This is a genomic window from Methylobacterium sp. AMS5, assembly GCF_001542815.1.
In the GTDB taxonomy this organism is placed as follows: Bacteria; Pseudomonadota; Alphaproteobacteria; order Rhizobiales; family Beijerinckiaceae; genus Methylobacterium.
This window is the reverse complement of record NZ_CP006992.1, coordinates 4,105,820-4,125,141: the sequence shown is the minus strand read 5'-3', so window position 1 is coordinate 4,125,141 and position 19,322 is coordinate 4,105,820. Positions and strand designations below refer to the sequence as shown.

The following is a 19,322-nucleotide window of genomic DNA, read 5'->3' as shown; positions in this document are numbered from 1 at the left end:
TCTCTTGTACTTTTGTATCGTTTATCGAAAGGCCGCGTGCCCGATGCCGAAACCTGTCGTGCCCCGGTATTTCCTTTACGGCGAGCCACCGCAGACTGCGGATGACGGGTTTCTACACCTCGAAGACCTGGACGATCGCAGCCGCCCGGCGGCCTGGCGGATCCGGCCGCACGCCCATGCCGACCTGCACCAAGTGTTCTGCATCCGGTACGGCCGCGGCACCGTCACGGCCGAGGGCGAGGAGACCGCCTTCGCGGCACCCTGTGCGCTGGTCGTCCCGGCGGGCGTGGTGCACGGTTTCGTCTACGAGGCGGGCAGCACCGGCCGCGTCCTCACCGTCTCGGACGCGGTCCTGCGCGGGCTCGGGCGGGACGAGCCCGCCTTTGCGGCCCTGTTCGAGGGGGTGCGCTGCCTCGCTCTGGACGGAACCGCGCACCTCGATGCGGCGCTCGACGGGCTGGACCGCGAGCGGGCCAGCGCGGCCCCGGCCCGGCGGGCCGCCCTGAAAGCGCATCTCACCCTGCTCCTTGTCGAACTGGCGCGCCTTGCCGACGCGCGGGCGGCCGATGGTCCCACGCGCCTGGCCGCCCATGCAAGGATCGTCGCCCGCTTCCGCGCGGCGATCGAGGAGCATTACCGCGCCGGCCTCAGCCTGGAGCAGTACTGCAACCGGATCGGCACCACGGTCGGGCGTCTGCGCGTCGCCTGCCGGGCTGTGGCCGGCGCGACGCCGGGCCAGCTCATCGCCGACCGGGTCATCCTGGAGGCCAAGCGCTCCCTGCGCTACTCCGACCTGCCGGTGGCGGAGATCGCCTACGACCTCGGCTTCCACGACCCGGCGTATTTCTCGCGCTACTTCTCGCGCGTCACGGGATCGAGCCCCTCCGCATTCCGTCGTGCCGCCTGAGGCAGCGGCGGCTGGGTCAGGTGATTCTCCGCGCGTCCTGTACAGACCCAGTGAAGACGGATTCGATATGGCTGCCCGACCGACGTCCCCCTGACCCTGCCCCAGCCAACTGGTCCGCGTCGAGTGCAGGTTTTTCGGGCATCCTGAACCCTGAAGGAGTGGCCTGCTGCCGCTTTCACGGTTCTCCCGCAGTTTGCGTGGATTACGCAGCGAGAAGGACGCGGCGTCGGAGCAGGGGGAAGCCGGCGCGTCCGTACATGGTCCGCTTGAGCATCTTCAGCCGGCTGATCTGCCCTTCCGCCTGACCGTTGCTCCATGACGTCGTCAAGGCCGCGCGCACCGCCGCTCCGTCGCGGTCCAGCCCGGACGCGAACGTCTTGAGGGCCGGTATGTCGCTGAGACGCGCCGCCTCGAGCCAGATGTCGAGTTCGCCGGCGGGATCCACGGGCGGGGTGCCATCGACGCAACAGCTACGGACCAGGGTGGCGAACCGCTGCGCCAGCGCACCGAACCGGGCCGCCTCCGGGTCCTGCTCGATCCGGCCAATGGCGGCGGTCGCATGGGGCGGGCGGGCCTCGATGGGCTGGGTCAGGAACCAGGCGAGTTGTTTCGGCGATGGAAGAGCGATCGGATCCGCAGCCGGCGATGGCGTGCGGACCAGCCATTTGCGGGCGGTGCGCCGCGCCGGCCTCGTGCGATGCTCGGCGACGAAGCGAGTAACCTGGCGATGTGTGCCGGCAAAGCCCCGATCACGGAGTTCGCGCCAGAGCTCCATCGCGTTCTCGCAACCCTGGGTCATCCGCTCCTCCAGATGCATCAGATGAGGATCGAGGCGGCTGGGTTCGGGGCGACGTGCCGCGCGTTCCGGAAAGCTCTCGGCCTGAGCGTACTTGCGCACCGTTCCGCGCGCGAGGCCTGTCGCCCGAGCAATTGCCAGCAAGGTCTCGCCGGCTTGGGAGCGCCGACGCACGTCCTCGTAGGCCGCCAGACGGCGAGCGCGGCTGTCGCGGCTCACGGCGATCTCGGCCTCGCTCCGGCGGTAGGCGCGCAGACGCTGTCCGGGGCGTCGGCTATCTCCGATGGCAAGGCTTGGCAGGCATCGCAAGCGTCCATGGACACGGGCAAGCCAACGCTCCAAGGCTTGGCGCAGATTGAGGAGAAGATGCCACCGGTCGGCGACCTGAACAGCTGCAGGAGCGCCCAGGGTGGCTGCGCGGGCGTATTCGGACGAGCGGTCACGCGTGATCACTGTGATACCGGGATGGCGACGCAGCCACGCGGCAACCGTCGTGCTGGTTCGGTCCGGCAGCAGGTCGATGGGACGGCGTCGGTCGAGATCGACGAGGAGCGTGCCGTAGGTCTGTCCCTTGCGGATCGCCCAGTCATCGATTCCCACCGCCCGCAGCGGACCGATCGACGGCAGCGTCATGCCGTGCACGAGGCGCAGCATCGTATCGGGGCTCGTGGCCATCGCCAGATGCCCGGCCAAGCGGGCGCCGGCTTCGCCACCGAGCGCGAGGCCCACCCGAGCCTGTGCCTCGGCGAGCCGATCCGTGCGTCGTGCGCGTGATGGGAGGAGCCGCGGCAGGGGTTCGACGAATGTGCCCCGTCGGCAGGCGCGGTGATGGCAATAGAAGCGTCGAACCGTGAGCCGCAGCGTCACGGCCTCGCCGAAACTGGGAAGATCGGCAGGATGCCGGACGTATCGACTATGGACGGCAGAGCTTGGCTCACCGCAATCAGGACAGCGCCGATGATTCCGACGAGCATGGGCAAGGATGATGAGACGACCGGAGCGGCGAAGGACTTGGTCGACGACGCAGCCCGGCAAGGATGATGGCAAAATCATCCTTGCCGTGAATCAGCCCATCGAAGCTGCGTCGCCGTGACCTTTCCACGCAAACTGCGGGAGAACCACCAAACCGGCAGCAGGCCAGATCAGTGCGGCCGTGCCAGTGCGAGACCAAAGCCTAAGCGCCCTACCGAGCGGGGTGTGCTGTTTCAGCTTCGTCCGATCTGAAAACGACCTGCTACAGGTCGTTGCGAGATGGAAAAGAACGGGGCGATGCCTACGGATTGAAACCGTCGCTTTGCCGTACCCTGAACCATACCCCAGCTATGAACGCTCGGCAGGTTCAAGATCATCGCTTGCTAAGTCGCTGATTTACAAGCAGTAAATGGCGCGCCCGAAAGGATTCGAACCTCTGACCCCCAGATTCGTAGTCTGGTGCTCTATCCAGCTGAGCTACGGGCGCCCTTTTTACGTCTTAACGCCCTTGCGGGGCGTTTCTCTTCTTTCTTGGTCGGAGTGGCAGGATTTGAACCTGCGACCCCCACGTCCCGAACGTGGTGCGCTACCAGACTGCGCTACACTCCGATGCCGGCCCCCGAGGGCCGACGAGCGGGCTTATAGCCGGCACTTTTCGCGGTCGCAAGCGGGTCGGTGCGCTTCGTGGCCCTTATTGCGCGGCAAGGACGGCGTTTCACCCTCGAAATTCGGCAATTTTGGGAGTAAGCTTCTGACAAATATGGGTATTTAAAAATCAGCGTTTTGCCCGAAGGCGTCGCGTCATAGCCGAACCGGGCCACACCGCGTCCCTTGCGAGCAAAGGCCTTGTCGCGTCTGGACGCTATGACCGCGACGGTTGGCATCTGCGCGGTCGCATCACGCGCCGCTGTGCGGCCCCTGCCGCGATCGGTGATGGGTGCGTCAAGCCCGAGGCAGGCCTTCCGGCTTGGCAGGGGCCGAAGAGCGTCCGCGTCTCTACCTGCGGCATGAGTGGCCGGCGCCGTCTGCGTGACTGGCACGTGGCCGGCGAGATCGACCGGAGCCGGGCGTGTCTGGGCAGTGTCCGCCGTCACGGCCAACGAGGGGAGACCCTGCCGGCGGCCCGAGCCCAACGAACCGGGGCAAGCCGGGCACGAAGCGCCACCTCGTCACCGACGCGTGCGGCCCGTCGCTCGGTCTGAGGCCGACCGGCGCCAACCGGCAGGACGGCCCGCAGATGGCGCCTCCTCGATGTCGTGCCTGCATACCCGGCAGCGACCGACCCGGAGGGTCGCGTCGGCGCCCAGATCGACTGCACGTCGGCAGGGCCTATGATGCCAGGGCACGCCGACAGGAATGCCGGGCGCGTGGGATCGCGCCGCGCAGCCTCCCACAACGGTATCAGGAGCGGTTAAAAGCTCGGCCGTCGCGGTGGGGTGTGGAGCGTTCCGATGTTTGGTTTAACTGCTTCCGCCGCCCCATCGGATATGAGGGCCAAGCTGCAATCTACGAGGCTTTCCCCGTCCTCCTGCCAGCCTCATCACTTGCAACCAGATCAAGCAGTTCTGTTAGACGCTCTTAAACCCTTTGGGGCGGCTGAAGATCACGGGTTTGCGCACAAGTCGGGAGTATAGATACGGCAAGCCGGGGGCAAGTCGAAGGCCGTGAGACGGCGGGAACGGGTGGCTCGGTCCGTCGAGCGGTCGGCCCTCTCCTCTCGATCGCAGTCTGAAACGCGAAAGGACGGCACATCTGTGCCGCCCTTAATCAGATCTTCCTCGATCAATCAGGCGTAGACGCTGCTCGGAGCCTGCGGGAACTTCTCGGCGAGTGCCCGACGCAGCTTTTCCAAGGCGCGGTTCTCGATCTGGCGGACGCGCTCCTTCGAAATGCCGAGGCGATGGCCCAGCGCTTCCAGGGTGGCCTGATCCTCGGCGAGGCGCCTTTCCCGCAGGATCCGCAATTCACGCTCGGAGAGCACCGTCAGGGCCTGTCGCAGCCAGACCAAACGCCGCTCGCCATCGACCAGGGCCGAGACCGTTTCGTCAGGCAGGGCGGCATTGTCGACCAGAAAGTCCATGCGCTCGGAGGACGCCTCGCTCTCCTCACCGACCGGGGCGTTCAGCGACATGTCGGGTCCCGACAGGCGCGCATCCATGAGCGCCACGTCCTCGCGTGAGACGCCGATCGCGGTGGCGATCCGTCCGTGGATCTCGGAGCCGACCTGCTCCTCAGTCGATTGCATCAGCCGGGCGCGCAGGCGGCGCAGGTTGAAGAACAGGGCCTTCTGCGCGGAACTCGTTCCGCCGCGCACGATCGACCAGTTGCGCAGGATGTAATCCTGGATCGAGGCGCGGATCCACCACGTGGCATAGGTGGAGAAGCGGACTTCGCGCTCCGGCTCGAACCGGGCCGCGGCCTCCATCAGGCCGACATGGCCCTCTTGGACGAGGTCGGCCATCGGCAAGCCGTAGTGGCGGAAGCGGCCGGCAAGCGCGATCACGAGGCGCATATGCGCGGAGATCAGACGGTGCAGGGCGCGCTCGTCGCGCGCTTCCTTCCAGGCCACCGCCAGCCCACGCTCTTCATCCCTCGCAAGGAACGGCGCCTCCATCGCTGTCCGAATGAACTGACGCCGCATCCCCGCGATCTCTGCCATCCCCGCCTCTCTCGTTCGAGCATTCTTGGTTCGAGCGTTTCGGATCGACGCGCATCGGCCCCGTTGGTCGGCGACATGCCGGACAGGACGATGGCGCAAGCCATCCGTGGCAGAGGCACAACACATCCATGCGACGCTTGTTCCCTGCGGGCGCGTAACGTCGGAGACGAAAGGATCAAGAGCTGTACGGGCGGCGCATGAAAAAAGGGCCCGGCGTGGCGCCGGGCCCTCTGGTTCGCATTTGCGAATCGTGCAGCGATCTGATTCGCCAACCGAAGCCGTCTTAGGCGGCCTCTTCCTGCACGTCGTCCTCGCCCTCGGCATCGGCTTCCGCATCGGCCTTGGCGCGGCGCGGCGATTTCGCGAGGCTCTGTTCGATCAGCTTGAGCGCTTCGGTCTCGGTGATCTTGTTCACCGAAGAGATTTCGCGAACGACGCGGTCCAGGGCGGCTTCGTAGAGCTGACGCTCGCTGTAGGACTGCTCGGGCTGGGCCTCGGAGCGGTAGAGGTCGCGCACCACCTCGGTGACCGAGATCAGGTCGCCGGAATTGATCTTGGCCTCGTATTCCTGGGCGCGGCGCGACCACATCGTGCGCTTGATGCGGGCGCGGCCGGTCAGCACGTCGAGGGCCTTCTTGACGAGTTCCGGCTCGGCGAGCTTGCGCATGCCGACGCTGTTGGCCTTCGCGGTGGGAACGCGCAGGACCATCTTGTCCTTTTCGAACGAGACGACGAACAGTTCGAGTTTGTAGCCCGCGATCTCCTGCTCTTCGATCGCGGTGATCCGCCCAACGCCGTGCGCCGGATACACGACCGCCTCGCCGGTCTTGAAGCCTTGGCGGCCTGCTACCGTCGTCTTCTTGGCTGTGGTCATGCGGAATGAGCCTCCACTGTCATCCACGCGGGGCGCGTCCACGCCCGCACGCTCGTCACCTCCGGGGCGGGACACCCGGCGCATGCCTCTGTCCGACGGCGCGCCGTCAAGGCGCTGGCCGGTTCCCGGGCTCTCGCGTTGCTCACACCACACGAAGGCACCCACCGGGAGCGAGATGCTTCCGGCGGTCGATCGCAGCCAACCTCTTTTCCAGGAAGACGGAACTCGCTTTGAGGGCGATCAGGAGGGGGCGCATCGGGCGTGAGCGACGGCGAGCCCTTATGTAACACGAACGGGCCGGCGAATCAAAGGATTGCCGGCGCGCGAGCGCATCTCCGCAGGGGAGGATCGAAGGTTTTTCGCGGCTCGAAAAGAGCGTCGCCGGGACTTCCGGTGGATCTTTCGAGGGAGGCTGTGATGCGTTCGGATCATGGCCCCGGATGAACCGCCTGCGACGAGAGGCCGCCGCGTTTCCAGGGCCTGCCCCACCGTGCTGCCTGTGAGCGCAGGGCGGAGGGTCTCAGTCGCCGGAGCCGGGATTGGGCGAGAAATGGGCCTCCAGCTTGCCGCTCACGCCATCCCATTGCTTGGCGTCGGAGGGTGCGTCCTTCTTCTGGGTGATGTTGGGCCAGGTCTTGGCGTAGTCGGCGTTGAGCTTCAGCCAGCTTTCCAGATCGCCCTCGGTGTCGGGCTTGATCGCCTCGGCGGGGCATTCCGGTTCGCAGACGCCGCAATCGATGCATTCGTCGGGATGGATGACGAGCATGTTCTCGCCCTCGTAGAAGCAATCCACGGGGCACACCTCGACGCAGTCCATGTACTTGCACTTGATGCAGTTGTCGGTGACGACGTAGGTCATGGGCCGTTCGGTCCTTAAATCCGCGTGCCTGGGTGGGGGCTTGCCTGGGCGGGGTCGGGCGCGCTCCTCACCGGCCCGTCACCCGCTCGCGGATGCGATCCCCTCGTGCGGCGGTTTCACGCGTTCCGGACGCCGCCGCCGCCGCCCGATTTGGAAGCGCTCTAGCCCTTGGCCGATGGGCTGACAAGCGCGCCCTGCCGCCCGCCCTCCCCTGCGCGGCGCGAAGGGTTTTTCGGCAACGCCCCCGCCGCCGTCTCCGATCCGGCGCGATCCCGCCGGTCGGCTGGATTTTGAAGTCGAAGCCCAATGTTTAGATCTGCGTAGTCTTAGTCATTGGTTAATTTTACTGTATTTGACAATCGAGCTTGTCCGGCAGGCAACCTTGGCCGCACTCTGTACGTCGAATGTTATGCCACGCTGAGGCCCGCACGGGACTCGCGGCGGCGTCGAAATCGTATCGAAGTCGCGTTCCGAGGTTGTTCCATGGCCATCCCCCTGCCCCGCTCGAGCCTGTTCCCGTCCCTTGCCGTCGCCTCGATGATCGCCCTTTCCGCGCCCGCGCAAGCCGGGGGCGGCTGTGTCAGCGCGGAGTGCTACCGCCGCGTCGTGACGCCGCCGGTCTACGATACGGTCGCGGAGCGGGTGCTGGTCCAGCCGCCGCGCACCGTCTACCGCACCACGCCGCCGATCTACGACACGGTGTCCGAGCGGGTGCTGGTCGCCCCCGGAGCGCGCCGTTGGGAGACGCGCATGGATGCCTACGGCCAGCTCGTCGGCTGCTGGGTGACCACGCCGCCGCGCTACGCGGTGCAGACCCGCCGCGTACTGGTGCGGCCGCCGGAAGCGATCCCGCACACCCTGCCGCCGGTCTACACCACCACGCAGCGCCGGGTGCTGGTGCAGCCCGCCCGCGCAGCGTGGGTGCCCGCGGGCGGGCCGGATTTCGGGCCCGGCCCCGGCGATGGCCCCGGCTATGGCCCTCTTGGAGTCGGGTCGATCCCGGACGCCCTCGGCATCGCCGGCGCCTCCTCCGCGGACGTGGCGGTGGGCCTCGGCTTCTCGCAGGGCAGTATCTACGACGGCTATTGAGGCCCGTTGCCACGTCGTCTTTGCTCGGCGGCCTTGATTCGAGGCCGGCTCGCCGTAGCTCCCTTCCCGACGCGAGACGGGAGGAGCGGACCATGGCGGCGTTCAGGGCCTGGGTGATCGAGAAGGGTGAGGCCGGCCAGAGCCTCGCCCTGCGCGCATTCGACGAGGCCGACCTGATGGACGGCGACGTCACCGTGCGGGTCTCGCATTCGGGCCTGAACTACAAGGACGGCCTCGCCATGACCGGCCGGATGCCGGTGGTCCGCCGCTTCCCCATGATCCCCGGCATCGATTTCGCCGGCACCGTCGAGGCCTCGGCGCATCCCGATTACAAGGTCGGCGACGCCGTGGTGCTCACCGGCTGGGGCGTCGGGGAGACCCATCTCGGGGGTCTCGCCGAGCGCGCCCGGGTGCGCGGCGACTGGCTGGTGCCGCTGCCCGAGGGCCTGAGCCCGGCCGAGGCGATGGCGATCGGCACCGCGGGTTACACGGCGATGCTCTCGGTTCTCGCCCTGGAGCGGCACGGACTGAACCCCGAGGCCGGGCCGGCGCTGGTGACGGGGGCCTCCGGGGGCGTCGGATCGGTGGCGGTGGCGCTGCTGAAGCGCGCCGGCTGGCACGTCATCGCCGCAACGGGGCGAGGCGGCGAAGCCGATTACCTGAAAGGTCTCGGGGCGGCCGAGATCCTGGAGCGCGAGGCGCTTGCGGGCGAGCCGCGTCCTCTGGCCAAGGAGCGCTGGGCCGCGGGCATCGACGCGGTCGGCGGTCGGGTGCTCGCCAACGTCCTGTCCATGACGAGGGGCGGCGGTGGCATCGCCGCCTGCGGGAATGCCGGGGGCATGGATCTGCCGAGTTCGGTCGCCCCCTTCATCCTGCGCGGGGTCTCCCTGCTCGGCATCAACAGCGTGACGACGCCGCAAGGCCCCCGCCGCGAGGCCTGGGCCCGGCTCGCACGCGATCTCGACCGTGATCGGCTCAAGGCCATGACGCGGACGGTTCCCCTGGAAGAAGCGGGCAGCCTTGCCGAAACCCTGCTCGACGGTCAGGTGCGGGGCCGGACCGTCGTCGCCATCGGTGGAACCGCAGCCTAGGGTTAGGCATTGCGTATTTTATGAGCAGAGCATTCGTCCGTGAGCCGGAAGGTGGCGAGGCCTTCGAGGATCTTCCCGATCGGCCCATCTCCTCCCACACCAACTACGTGACCCCCGAGGGCCTTGCGCAGATCGAAGCCGAGGTGGCGCGATTGGAGGCGGAGCTGTCCGGCCTCTCGCCGCAGCAGGACAAGGCCGACCACACCCGTGTTTCGCGCGATCTGCGCTATTGGGCCGCGCGGAAGAACTCGGCCGAACCGGTCGAAGCGTTGGAGGGCGATACCGTGCGTTTCGGCGCGACGGTGACCGTGCTGCGCGAGGACGATACGCGGCAGACCTTCCGTATCGTCGGCGAGGACGAGGCCGATCCGACCGCCGGCTCGATCTCCTACGTCGCGCCGCTGGCCCAAGCGCTCACCGGCAAGGGCGTCGGCGACACCGTGACGGTCAACGACCACGAGTTCGAGATCGCCGAGATCTGCTGAGACAATCCGCTCGCTGAGCAAAAAAACGGCGCCTCCCGTGAGTGGGAGCGCGCCGTGGTCCCGTCCGCTTAGCCGAGGGGCCGGAGGATGTCGCTGCCGAGCGGGGCGGGAACCAGTCGTTTCGTCGCAAACATGCCCCTCGCGTCAGGCCGGAGGCGCGGGAGGAGGCCCGCGCCTTGCAGCGGGTTCAGTTCGGCAGCGCGAAGACCGTGAGTTGGCCACCGAGATTGGTATACTGGGCCAAGCCCGCATAGCCACCTACGGCGCCGAGGCCGGCATTCGGGTCGGTCAGGCCGGCTGCGAGGCCGATGCCGGCCCAGCCACCGACACCCGAGAGCACGGCGATGTGCTGCTTGCCCCTGTGCTCGTAGGTCATCACGTTGCCGATGATGCCGGACGCCGTCTTGAACTGGTAGAGTTCCTTGCCTGACTTGGCATCGACCGCCTTCAGGTAGCCTTCGAGCGTACCGTAGAAGACCACGTCGCCAGCGGTGGCGAGCGCACCCGACCAGACCGAGAACGGTTCGGGGTTTGACCACTTGATCTTACCCGCGATGTTGTCCCAGGCGACGAAGTTGCCCATGCCGCCATGCGAGCCGGGGGCCGGGTACATCGATACGGTGGCGCCGACATAGGGCTGGCCCGGGGTGTAGCTCACCCGGAACGGCTCGTAGTCCATGCAGACATGGTTGGTCGGCACGTAGAAGAGCTGCGTCTTGGGCGAGAACGCCGCCGGCTGCTGGTCCTTCGTGCCGAGGGCTGCCGGGCAGATCCCCTTGGTGTTGACGTCCTCGCCGTTCTGGTCGGTCGAGTACTTTGCCACCACCTGCGGACGTCCCGTCTTGAGATCGACCTTGGAGGCCCAGTTCACCACCGGATCGAATTTCTCCGCCACCAAGAGTTCGCCGGTGGCGCGGTCGAGGGTGTAGGCGAAGCCGTTGCGGTCGAAGTGCGTCAGCAGCGGGCGCTCCTTGCCGTCGACCTTCTGATCCGTAAGGACCATTTCGTTGATGCCGTCGAAGTCCCACTCGTCGTGGGGAGTCATCTGGTAGATCCACCGGGCCATGCCCGTATCGGGATCGCGGGCGAAGATCGCCATCGTCCACTTGTTGTCGCCTGGACGCTGCTTCGGGTTCCAGGTCGAGGGGTTGGCGGTGCCGTAATAGACGAGGTTCAGCTTCGGATCGTAGGAGTACCAGCCCCAAGTCGCACCACCCCCGGTCTTCCACTGATCGCCCTCCCAGGTCTTCAGCGAGGAATCCTTGCCAACCGGCTTGCCGAGTTCGGTGGTTCTTTGAGGATCGACCAGCATCTCGTCGTCGGGCCCGACCGAGTAGCCGCGCCAGACCCGTTTGCCGGTCTTGGCGTCGTAGGCGGTGATGTGGCCGCGGATGCCGTATTCAGCCCCCGAGATGCCGACGATGATCTTGTCCTTCACCGGCAGGACGGTGGCGGTGTTGGTCTCGCCGATCTTCGAATCCCCGTTCTTGACGGACCAGTTGACCTTTCCGGACTTGGCGTCGAGTGAGACCAGCGTTGTGTCGGCCTGATGCAGGATGATCGCGCCGTCGGCGTAGGCGAGCCCGCGATAGACCGTGTCGCAGCACATCACCGGAATGACGGAGGCATCCTGCTTCGGCTCGTACTTCCATACGATCTTGCCGCCCTGATCGAGATCGAGTGCGTAGACGAGATTCGGGAAGGGTGTGTGCAGGTACATCATATTGCCGACGACGAGCGGGGAGCCCTCGTGGCCGCGCAGCACGCCGGTCGAGAAGCTCCAGGCCACCTGCAGGTTCTTGACGTTGGAAGCGTTGATTTGGTCGAGCTTGGAATAACGGGTGTTGGCGTAGTCGACCGTCTGGAGCACCTGCTCCGCCGGGTTGGCGATCCGCTTCGCCACGTCCTCATTGGCATGGGCCGGCGACAGGCCGGCGGTGAGGCTCAGGGCCAGCAGCGAGACGCGTTTCATCGGGGTTCCTCCACGGGCATCTGTTGTCGTTAATCCCGGTCGGGGCGGCCGGCGCGGCGCCCTGTCCCACCGGGCGTTCTCAAGAAGATCTCAAGAATCGGTCGCGGTGGAGGGACGAAGTCCCGAGCGGTTTTGGGAGATTCTCCCGATTTCGGGCGCGGCGACTTGCCAAGGGGCCGCGCCTGCGGCTCCTTTCCGTTCAGGGTGGAGACGAGGCCGGCCATGCGCCTGTTGACGGGACTGATCCTGCGCGTGGTCGGCGTGGTGGTGCTCTGCCTTGTTGCGGCCTCGGCATGGGTCATGTGGGACGTGAGCCGGACGATCCAGGGCGAGGCGGCGGCCTCCGCCGACCGCGTGGTGCGCGAGGCGCGCGAACTCGCATGGCGCGAGTTGACATGGCGCGGTAGCTCGGGACGGGACGCCAAATATGCCTTTCCCGACTGGCGCAGCTCTGAGACCCTCAGGGTCATCGCGCCGGGTTACTGCGTCAGCCTCGCCTGGACCGACGAGGCGCCGCGCCGGCTTTGCGGTGGTTGGTCGGGAATGGGCGCGGCCCCGCCCGCTTGGTTCGATGCGGCCTATGCCGCCCTGTTCGGTCCCAGCCTTCCGGTGAATCGCACAGTGACCCTCCACCGCCGCGATGCGGGGCAGGTGATCGCGGTCGCCGATCACGGGGCTGCCGCGCGGCAGGCGTGGCGTGTCGTCAGCGTAGCCTTGGGCGTTGCAGCCGCTATGGCGGCAGGAATCGGCCTGCTCGCGACCCTGGTGATCGGCCATGCGCTGATGCCGGCCGAGCGGATCGTGCGCAGCCTGCGCCGGATGGAGCGGGGCGCGTACGATCTGCGACTGCCCGCCTTCCGGGCACAGGAATTCGCGCTGATCGCGCGGGCCGTCAACGACCTGACGCAGCGCTTGGCCGAGAACACGGCCCAGCGCGCGGCGCTGACCCGACGCTTGTTCCAAGTGCAGGAGGAGGAGCGCCGTGCGCTGGCGCGCGACCTGCACGATGAGTTCGGCCAATGCCTCACGGCGGCCTCGGCACTCGCTGCGGCCATCGCCGCGGGCACGGCGGAGGATCGCTCCGACATCGCCGAGGACGCCCGCGCGATCTCCGGTATCACGGAGCGTATGATGAGCACCCTGCGCAGCACGCTCGCCCGCCTGCGGCCGCCGGACCTTGATGAGGTCGGGCTGGAGCGCTGCCTCGACCACTTGGTCGCTACCTGGAACGCCCGCGGCGTGGCGCGGGCCGCTGCCCGCACCTCCGCTCCAGCACTCGAGACGATCCCCGCCTTCCGCCTCGACATCGTCGGCAACCTAAGCCACGTGCCGACGCAGGCGGCCTTGAGCCTCTATCGCGTCGCCCAAGAATGCCTCACCAATGCCGTCCGCCATGGCCGCCCGAGCGAGGTGCGCCTGCGGGTCGAGGGCGACGACCCCGCCCGTGGCCTTGCCCTCTCCGTTGAGGATGATGGCGGGGGCGCGCCCGAATGCCTCGAAGCGCGGCCCGGATACGGATTGGTCGGCATCCGCGAGAGGGTCGCTGCGCTGGGCGGTTCGCTCTCGATCGAGCGGCCGGCGGGCGGGATCGGGGTGCGCGTCGCTGCCATTATCCCCCTCGCCGCGCCGGATCCGGCCGGGGCTCGCTTCGCGTGAGCGGCACCACGATCCTGCTCGTCGATGACCACCCCGTGGTGCGGGCGGGCTACCGCAAGCTTCTGGAGCGCCAGCCGGGCTACCGGGTAATCGCCGAAGCAGAGAGCGCGGCCGCCGCATACCGCGACTACCGCCGGCTGAAGCCCGACATCGTCATTCTCGATCTCAGCTTGCCGGGCGCCAGCGGCCTTGAGGCGATCCGGCGCATCCGCGCCTACGATCGGGCGGCGCGTATCCTCGTCTTCACGATGCATCAGGGCACGCCGTTCGCCCTCAAGGCGTTCGAGGCCGGTGCCTGCGGCTACGTTACCAAGAGCAGTCCGCCCCACGAACTCGTCGCGGCCATGGGCACGGTGATGCGGGGAGGCCAAGCCGTCAGCGAGGACATCGCCCGCGAAATCGCCGCCGAGCGCCTCTCCGGTCGTCGCTCGCCGATCGAGGATCTGGGTCCCCGCGAGGTGGAGATCTTAGGGTTGATCGCCTCTGGGATGACAACCGACGGCATCGCCGATGCCCTCTCGTTGAGCCCCAAGACGGTCCAGAATTACCATTCGAGCATCAAGGCGAAACTGCGCGCCCAAACCGACGCCGACCTCGTCTGGCTGTCGATCTCGGCTGGGCTGATAATGCGCAGGACCTGTCCAGAAACCTGAGCAGGGGCAGCTCAGGTGAACAGGCTCGACACGCTCGATTCCGTCGCCGTGCGCCCGATCGCTTCGCCGAGCAGCGGCGCGATCGAGATCACGCGGATGTTGCGGGCGAGCTTGACCGCCTGCGTCGGCAGGATCGAGTCGGTGATGACGAGTTCCTTCATCCGCGAGGCGGCGATGCGCGAGACCGCGCCGCCCGACAGCACCCCGTGGGTGATGTAGGCCGAGACCTCCTTGGCGCCCGCGTTGAGCAGAGCTTCGGCCGCGTTCACCAGCGTGCCGCCGGAATCGACGATGTCGTCCACGAGGATGCAGGACTGGCCCTCGACGTCGCCGATGATGTTCATCACCTCCGATTCGCCCGCCCGCTCGCGGCGCTTGTCGACGATGGCCAGCGATGCGTCGATGCGCTTGGCGAGCGCACGGGCGCGCACCACGCCGCCGACGTCGGGCGACACCACCATGCGCTCGCCGGGCGCCAGGCGCTCCTTGATGTCGCGCACCATCACGGGCGCGGCGAACAGGTTGTCGGTGGGGATGTCGAAGAAGCCCTGGATCTGTCCGGCGTGGAGATCGAGCGTCAGCACCCGGTCGGCGCCGGCCTCGGTGATGAGGTTGCAGACGAGCTTGGCCGAGATCGGCGTGCGGCCCGAGGTGCGCCGGTCCTGCCGGGCGTAGCCGAAATAGGGGATCACCGCCGTGATGCGCCGCGCCGAGGACCGACGCGCCGCGTCGATCATGATCAGCAATTCCATCAGGTGGTCGTTGGCCGGGAACGAGGTCGATTGGACGATGAACACGTCCTCGCCGCGCACGTTCTCCTGCAGCTCGACGAAGATCTCCATGTCGGCGAAGCGCCGGACCATGCAGTTCGCGAGCGGCAATTCGAGGTAGCCGGCGATCGCTTCCGCCAGCGGACGGCTCGCGTTGCCGGCGATGATCTTGATGGACGACGTCATGCCGGGCGTCTCTCGGCTCACTCTGCAAGTCATTCGCGGGACGCTACGCGAAACGATTACGTCCGAGACCGCACAAGCATCCGGCCGCGCGGCTCATACCAGTGGGGCCCAGCCCTCACAATGGCTTCGTTAGAAGGACTTCAAGGCGTGAAGCCCTGCCCCGCCCCCATCACGGTTCGAGCAGGCGGTGCAGGTGGACGATGAAGTAGCGGGTCTGCGCATTGTCGACGGTGGCCTGCGCCTTCGAGCGCCACGCGGTCTGGGCCGAGGCGTAGTCGGGAAAGACGCCGACGATGTCGAGATCCTTCACGTCGCGGAAGCGCACACCCGAGACATCCTCCAGCTCACCGCCGAAGACGAGGTGGAGCTTCTGGTCCGAGTCGATCGTCGTGGTCACGCGTCTCTCCTGCGGGATGCCGGGGCCCGCCGCCGGTGAGGCAGGAGCCGTGCCGCTCGGTCGCAGAGGTGGCCGTGCCGGTCAAGGTGCCCGCCGCGCAAGGAGGGGATGATGCGGGAGCCTAAGGATGGTTGTCCTTGAGATGGACAATCCTTCTGGTTGTGAAGGCCTGATGTCTCGTAGTCTCGCGCGAGGCTCGAATCAGGAGGTTGCGATGGTCGAGCGCGGATGGCGATGGAGATTCCGCCGGAGGTTCGCTGAGCGTCCGATCCTGACTGCCGCTCAGTTCGCCTGTTTCGTGCTCTGGGTCGGCGTCGTCGGCTTGGGCACCTACTTGTCCTTCGCCCTGCCCTACTTCCCACCTCCCCCGGGCGCAAAGTGTTACTTCACCGATGCCCTAATCATCTTCATCGAGTGCCGAGATGGTTTTCCCACGTTGTGGTTGAACATTGCGTGGTGGTGGACTTGGGGAAGCTTCGTGACAGTCAGCTTCCTGCCCTTCTCCCTACCTGTCGCGTTGCCGGCGCTCGTGACGCTTGGCTTTGCGCTTGGGTTCGCTCGCTTGCTGTATCGCTTGCGCTGGACTTCATGAGGCGGGGGACGGCTCCGCGCTTGCCCAGTCGCTATAATTGAAGCCGCTCGGATGGCTCAGAACAGCGACCCCTGTCGCGCGGCCGGTTCGGCCGCCGCCTTCTCAGGCTTCGGTGCGGGCTCTGGCACGGCCCGGCGAGGCGCGCGCTTCGGGCGCGGCGCCGAGGGCGGCGCGTCGGCGAGGGGGGGCGCAACGGGGTCGTCCGGAGCCTCCTCCGGGCGCGCAAAGAGAGCGCCGTCGGCAAATTGCAGTTGGAACCGCGCGGCCTGGGCAGCGGCCGCGGCCGAGCGCACCGGCAGGCCGTCGGTGTCGCGCACGAGCGCGTAGCCGCGGGCCAGCACGGCCTTGTAGCTGAGCGCCCCGAGCAGGCTGCCAAGCGCGTCGAGCCGGTCGCGGCGGCGCTCGACGATGCGGCTCATGGCGGTGCGCGGACGGTGGTCGATGGCAGCGAGCCGTGCCCGCGCCTCGGCCAGCGCGATCGCCGGGGAGCGCCGGGTGAGGCGATCGGCGAGGCGGTTCAGGCGCTCGCGGGAATCGCGGGCGTTGGCGGCGAGCGCCGGCCGCAGCCGCGCATCGGCGAGGTCGAGGCGCTGGCGCTTGACGGCGAGGAAGGCGTCGGCGCCGGGGATCGCCCGCACCAGCGCCCGGAAATCCGCCCGCTCGCGCTCGATCCGCCGCAGCATCGTGCCCGCCTGCCGGGCGCCGAGATCGTGGACCTGGGCGGCGAGTTCGGCCCGCACCGGAACCGCCATCTCGGCCGCGCCCGTGGGCGTCGGGGCGCGGCGGTCGGAGGCGAAGTCGATCAGTGTCGTATCGGTCTCGTGGCCGACGGCGGAGATCAGCGGGATCTCGGACTCGGCGGCGGCGCGCACCACCGCCTCCTCGTTGAAGGCCCAGAGATCCTCGATCGAGCCGCCGCCGCGGGCGACGATCAGCACGTCCGGCCGCGGGATCGGGCCATCGGGCGACAGCGCGTTGAAGCCCCGGATCGCCGCGGCGATTTCTTCCGCCGCCCCCTCCCCCTGCACCCGCACCGGCCAGACCAGCACGGGGCGGGGAAAGCGGTCCTCCAGCCGGTGGAGGATGTCGCGGATCACCGCGCCTGTCGGCGAGGTGACGACGCCGATCACCCGCGGCAGGAACGGGATCGGCCGCTTCCGCTCCGCCTCGAACAGCCCCTCGGCCGCAAGCTGGCGCTTGCGCTCCTCCAGCAGCGCCATCCAGGCGCCGATGCCGGCGGGCTCCATCGAGTCGATGACGATCTGGTACGAGGATTTTCCGGCAAAGGCCGTGATCTTGCCGGTGGCGACGACCTCGAGCCCCTCCTTGGGCTTCTGGCGCAGGCGCCCGAGCACGCCCTTCCACACCACCGCGTCGATCTTGGCCGAGCCGTCTTTCAGCGAGAAGTAGGCGTGGCCCGAGCCGTGCGGCCCGCGATAGCCCGTGATCTCGCCGCGCAGGCGCACATGCCCGAAGGCGTCCTCCAGGGTGCGCTTCAGGGCGGCGGCGAGATCGCCGACCGACCATTCGGGGGTGTTGGCCTGGAGCAGCGCCGAGGGCGCCGGCTCCCCCGGCGGCGGCACGGCGGCGGCAGAGGTCGCGGGACGTGGCGGGGGCACGAGCGGCATGGGCCGGACGCTAGGGAACGGGCCGGGTGAGGTAAAGGCCGACCGCACGATCGGCTGGGGAACGGCGTGCGGGTGTTGCGCCGGAGCCGCGTGGTTATCCTTGCCGACTCCGAGGTTGACTGTACCGCGATCCTTACCAGCATCCTTCGGCGGCAAGCTCTTCGTCGCGAGGCGCGCCTGCCCTGGGCTCAATGTGCGCGCCGAGTATAAGCGAGCGGTCGAACAGGCTCTCTGGAAGGCGCACGTTGAGGAGTACGGCGAAACTGTCCATACTGAGGTTCTTGCCGAAATTCAGTCTAGAGCATCGTCTCGAAAGGTGGTTGCCGGCTTTCGGAAAAAAGATGATGCGAAAACAAGAGCCTAAATCATCGTCTTGGATCAGCAGCAATGACCACGCTCGCACCCTTCTCGCAAACGCGGTGGCCTGAAAAGGAGAAATGGTGATGGCGGCCGATAACAACAGCGTCAGAACGCTGGAAGAGCTTGGGGCTCTGTACGGTCCCGTGGCTCCCCCCTCGGTCATCAAGGAGGTGGACCATATCCACGCCATCTATCGCCCCTTCATCGAAGCGGCGCCGTTCGCTGTTCTGGCAACGTGCGGGCCGCGAGGGTTGGACGCCACGCCGCGTGGCGACCCAGCGGGCTTCGTTCACATCGAGGACGAGAAGACGCTGATGCTGCCCGACAGGCGCGGGAACAACCGGATCGACAGCCTGCGCAACATCATTGCCGATCCGCGCGTCGCGCTGCTGTTCATGGTGCCCGGCATCGGCGAAACATTGCGGGTCAACGGAACGGCAGAGATACTGGCGGGGACCGAACAGCTCGCGCGTTTCACAATGGCAGGGCAACTCCCGAAAACCATCCTCCGCATCACCGTGAGCAGCGTGTTCTTCCAGTGCAGTCGTGCGGTGATCCGCGCCGGACTTTGGAAGCAGGAAAGCCATATCGCGCGGGATGACCTTCCCAGCGCGGGTTCCATCCTGCGAACACTGTCGCGTGCGGAGTTCGATGGGGATGCCTATGATCGGGCATTGCCCCAGCGTCTGGCCGATACCCTCTACTGACGCGCCAGCACGCGGCGTTCCCAAAACATGCCTACGAGACGACCGCACGAAGCATGACCGACCATCTTCACGTCATTACGGGCGGCCCAGGATCGGGCAAAACGAGCTTGATCGAGGCCCTTGCAGGTGCGGGCATCCGGCACATGCCGGAGGCTGGGAGATCGATAATTCGGGACCGAGGAATATCGGCGGCACCACTTTGCCGTGGGACAATCGGGAAGCCTTCGCGGCGTTGATGCTCGGATGGGAAATGCGGTCCCACCACGAGGCCGCGAACGCTCCCGGCCCGATCATCTTCGATCGCGGCATCCCCGCCGTTATCGGCAATCTGCGGTTATGCGGGTTGCCCGTACCGGCTCAGGCGCTGCGGGCGGCCGAGCAGCGACGCTATGCGAGGAAGGTCTTCATAGCTCCGCACTGGCCGGCCATCTTCGAGCAGGATGCCGAGCGTAGGCAGACGATCGCAGAAGCCGAAAACACCTACCATGCGATGGTGAATGCCTATTCCGGGTTGGGTTACGAGCTTGTACCCTTACCGTTCACGTCGATCACCGATCGGGTGGTGTTCGTCCGCAACCTGATCGGCTGATTCCCACTCTTCGATCCGCTGTGAGAACAGGGCACTCATGGCCCCACTCTGATAACGCGATTAGCTCGATCTGGGGAGAT

General features: G+C 67.2%; 16 protein-coding genes, 2 tRNA genes and 1 pseudogene. 9 read left to right on the top strand and 10 right to left on the bottom strand.

Annotation, left to right across the window (positions count from 1 at the left end):
• Window positions 1-58 precede the first annotated feature (58 nt).
• Window positions 59-907: a helix-turn-helix domain-containing protein gene (locus tag Y590_RS18530; protein WP_286161777.1), complete on the top strand. Its 849-nt coding sequence runs from the start codon at window positions 59-61 to the stop codon at window positions 905-907.
• Window positions 908-1,109: 202 nt separating this feature from the next.
• Here Y590_RS18530 and Y590_RS18525 read toward each other — a convergent pair whose 3' ends face one another.
• The 6 genes from Y590_RS18525 to fdxA form a co-directional block, all read right to left on the bottom strand.
• A complete protein-coding gene (locus tag Y590_RS18525) occupies window positions 1,110-2,756 on the bottom strand; it encodes an ISL3 family transposase (RefSeq protein WP_060771136.1) in 1,647 nt (548 codons plus the stop codon).
• 329 nt (window positions 2,757-3,085) lie between these two features.
• Window positions 3,086-3,162 (bottom strand) — tRNA-Arg (locus Y590_RS18520).
• A gap of 45 nt (window positions 3,163-3,207) precedes the next feature.
• Window positions 3,208-3,284: transfer RNA gene (locus Y590_RS18515), tRNA-Pro, on the bottom strand.
• Window positions 3,285-4,461: 1,177 nt separating this feature from the next.
• Window positions 4,462-5,334, bottom strand: a complete 873-nt coding sequence (locus tag Y590_RS18510) for an RNA polymerase factor sigma-32 (RefSeq protein ID WP_056201366.1) — start codon at window positions 5,332-5,334, stop codon at window positions 4,462-4,464.
• Window positions 5,335-5,617: 283 nt separating this feature from the next.
• Window positions 5,618-6,208, bottom strand: coding sequence for a CarD family transcriptional regulator (locus Y590_RS18505; protein ID WP_060771135.1), 591 nt, complete (start codon window positions 6,206-6,208; stop codon window positions 5,618-5,620).
• Window positions 6,209-6,728: 520 nt separating this feature from the next.
• The gene (gene fdxA / locus Y590_RS18500; protein WP_003599509.1) at window positions 6,729-7,067 is read right to left on the bottom strand and encodes a ferredoxin FdxA; all 339 of its coding nucleotides are present in this window, start codon (window positions 7,065-7,067) and stop codon (window positions 6,729-6,731) included.
• A gap of 483 nt (window positions 7,068-7,550) precedes the next feature.
• On the opposite strand from fdxA, the gene Y590_RS18495 reads away from it, so the two are divergent.
• From Y590_RS18495 to greA, 3 genes are all read left to right on the top strand, one after another.
• Entirely contained in the window at window positions 7,551-8,156 is a 606-nt protein-coding gene (locus tag Y590_RS18495; protein ID WP_060771134.1) for a hypothetical protein, read from the top strand.
• 92 nt (window positions 8,157-8,248) lie between these two features.
• The gene (gene acuI, locus Y590_RS18490) at window positions 8,249-9,247 is read left to right on the top strand and encodes an acrylyl-CoA reductase (NADPH) (protein WP_060771133.1); all 999 of its coding nucleotides are present in this window, start codon (window positions 8,249-8,251) and stop codon (window positions 9,245-9,247) included.
• 20 nt (window positions 9,248-9,267) lie between these two features.
• The gene (greA, locus tag Y590_RS18485) at window positions 9,268-9,732 is read left to right on the top strand and encodes a transcription elongation factor GreA (RefSeq protein ID WP_060771132.1); all 465 of its coding nucleotides are present in this window, start codon (window positions 9,268-9,270) and stop codon (window positions 9,730-9,732) included.
• A gap of 187 nt (window positions 9,733-9,919) precedes the next feature.
• Here greA and Y590_RS18480 read toward each other — a convergent pair whose 3' ends face one another.
• Window positions 9,920-11,704: a methanol/ethanol family PQQ-dependent dehydrogenase gene (locus tag Y590_RS18480; protein WP_060771131.1), complete on the bottom strand. Its 1,785-nt coding sequence runs from the start codon at window positions 11,702-11,704 to the stop codon at window positions 9,920-9,922.
• A gap of 222 nt (window positions 11,705-11,926) precedes the next feature.
• Here Y590_RS18480 and Y590_RS18475 point away from each other — a divergent pair, with 222 nt between their 5' ends.
• Entirely contained in the window at window positions 11,927-13,360 is a 1,434-nt protein-coding gene (locus Y590_RS18475; protein ID WP_060771130.1) for a sensor histidine kinase, read from the top strand.
• On the top strand, window positions 13,357-14,013 hold the full coding sequence (locus Y590_RS18470; RefSeq protein WP_060771129.1) for a response regulator: 657 nt from the start codon (window positions 13,357-13,359) through the stop codon (window positions 14,011-14,013). Before Y590_RS18475 ends, Y590_RS18470 begins: the two co-directional genes overlap by 4 nt.
• 11 nt (window positions 14,014-14,024) lie before the next feature.
• Here Y590_RS18470 and Y590_RS18465 read toward each other — a convergent pair whose 3' ends face one another.
• Both Y590_RS18465 and Y590_RS18460 read right to left on the bottom strand, forming a co-directional pair.
• On the bottom strand, window positions 14,025-14,969 hold the full coding sequence (locus Y590_RS18465) for a ribose-phosphate pyrophosphokinase (RefSeq protein WP_003599505.1): 945 nt from the start codon (window positions 14,967-14,969) through the stop codon (window positions 14,025-14,027).
• A 169-nt stretch (window positions 14,970-15,138) separates the two neighbouring features.
• Window positions 15,139-15,366: a DUF4170 domain-containing protein gene (locus tag Y590_RS18460; RefSeq protein ID WP_003599504.1), complete on the bottom strand. Its 228-nt coding sequence runs from the start codon at window positions 15,364-15,366 to the stop codon at window positions 15,139-15,141.
• Between the two features lie 127 nt (window positions 15,367-15,493).
• Between Y590_RS18460 and Y590_RS18455 the strand changes: the two genes are divergently transcribed.
• Window positions 15,494-15,958, top strand: a complete 465-nt coding sequence (locus Y590_RS18455; protein ID WP_144440013.1) for a hypothetical protein — start codon at window positions 15,494-15,496, stop codon at window positions 15,956-15,958.
• Window positions 15,959-16,014: 56 nt separating this feature from the next.
• On the opposite strand, the gene xseA is transcribed toward Y590_RS18455, so the two are convergent.
• The gene (gene xseA / locus Y590_RS18450; RefSeq protein ID WP_060771127.1) at window positions 16,015-17,586 is read right to left on the bottom strand and encodes an exodeoxyribonuclease VII large subunit; all 1,572 of its coding nucleotides are present in this window, start codon (window positions 17,584-17,586) and stop codon (window positions 16,015-16,017) included.
• Window positions 17,587-18,029: 443 nt separating this feature from the next.
• On the opposite strand from xseA, the gene Y590_RS18445 reads away from it, so the two are divergent.
• Both Y590_RS18445 and Y590_RS18440 read left to right on the top strand, forming a co-directional pair.
• On the top strand, window positions 18,030-18,653 hold the full coding sequence (locus Y590_RS18445; RefSeq protein ID WP_060772359.1) for a pyridoxamine 5'-phosphate oxidase family protein: 624 nt from the start codon (window positions 18,030-18,032) through the stop codon (window positions 18,651-18,653).
• 53 nt (window positions 18,654-18,706) lie between these two features.
• Window positions 18,707-19,242, top strand: a pseudogene (locus tag Y590_RS18440) (AAA family ATPase).
• The last annotated feature ends 80 nt before the right edge of the window (window positions 19,243-19,322 follow it).

Coding starts and splice junctions, on each gene's coding strand:
- xseA (WP_060771127.1), bottom strand. CDS start 17,586: ATGCCGCTCGTGCCCCCGCCACGTCCCGCGACCTCTGCCGCCGCCGTG.
- Y590_RS18510 (WP_056201366.1), bottom strand. CDS start 5,334: ATGGCAGAGATCGCGGGGATGCGGCGTCAGTTCATTCGGACAGCGATG.
- fdxA (WP_003599509.1), bottom strand. CDS start 7,067: ATGACCTACGTCGTCACCGACAACTGCATCAAGTGCAAGTACATGGAC.
- Y590_RS18495 (WP_060771134.1), top strand. CDS start 7,551: ATGGCCATCCCCCTGCCCCGCTCGAGCCTGTTCCCGTCCCTTGCCGTC.
- Y590_RS18525 (WP_060771136.1), bottom strand. CDS start 2,756: ATGATTTTGCCATCATCCTTGCCGGGCTGCGTCGTCGACCAAGTCCTT.
- Y590_RS18505 (WP_060771135.1), bottom strand. CDS start 6,208: ATGACCACAGCCAAGAAGACGACGGTAGCAGGCCGCCAAGGCTTCAAG.
- acuI (WP_060771133.1), top strand. CDS start 8,249: ATGGCGGCGTTCAGGGCCTGGGTGATCGAGAAGGGTGAGGCCGGCCAG.
- Y590_RS18480 (WP_060771131.1), bottom strand. CDS start 11,704: ATGAAACGCGTCTCGCTGCTGGCCCTGAGCCTCACCGCCGGCCTGTCG.
- Y590_RS18475 (WP_060771130.1), top strand. CDS start 11,927: ATGCGCCTGTTGACGGGACTGATCCTGCGCGTGGTCGGCGTGGTGGTG.
- Y590_RS18455 (WP_144440013.1), top strand. CDS start 15,494: ATGGTTGTCCTTGAGATGGACAATCCTTCTGGTTGTGAAGGCCTGATG.
- greA (WP_060771132.1), top strand. CDS start 9,268: ATGAGCAGAGCATTCGTCCGTGAGCCGGAAGGTGGCGAGGCCTTCGAG.
- Y590_RS18465 (WP_003599505.1), bottom strand. CDS start 14,969: ATGACGTCGTCCATCAAGATCATCGCCGGCAACGCGAGCCGTCCGCTG.
- Y590_RS18445 (WP_060772359.1), top strand. CDS start 18,030: ATGGCGGCCGATAACAACAGCGTCAGAACGCTGGAAGAGCTTGGGGCT.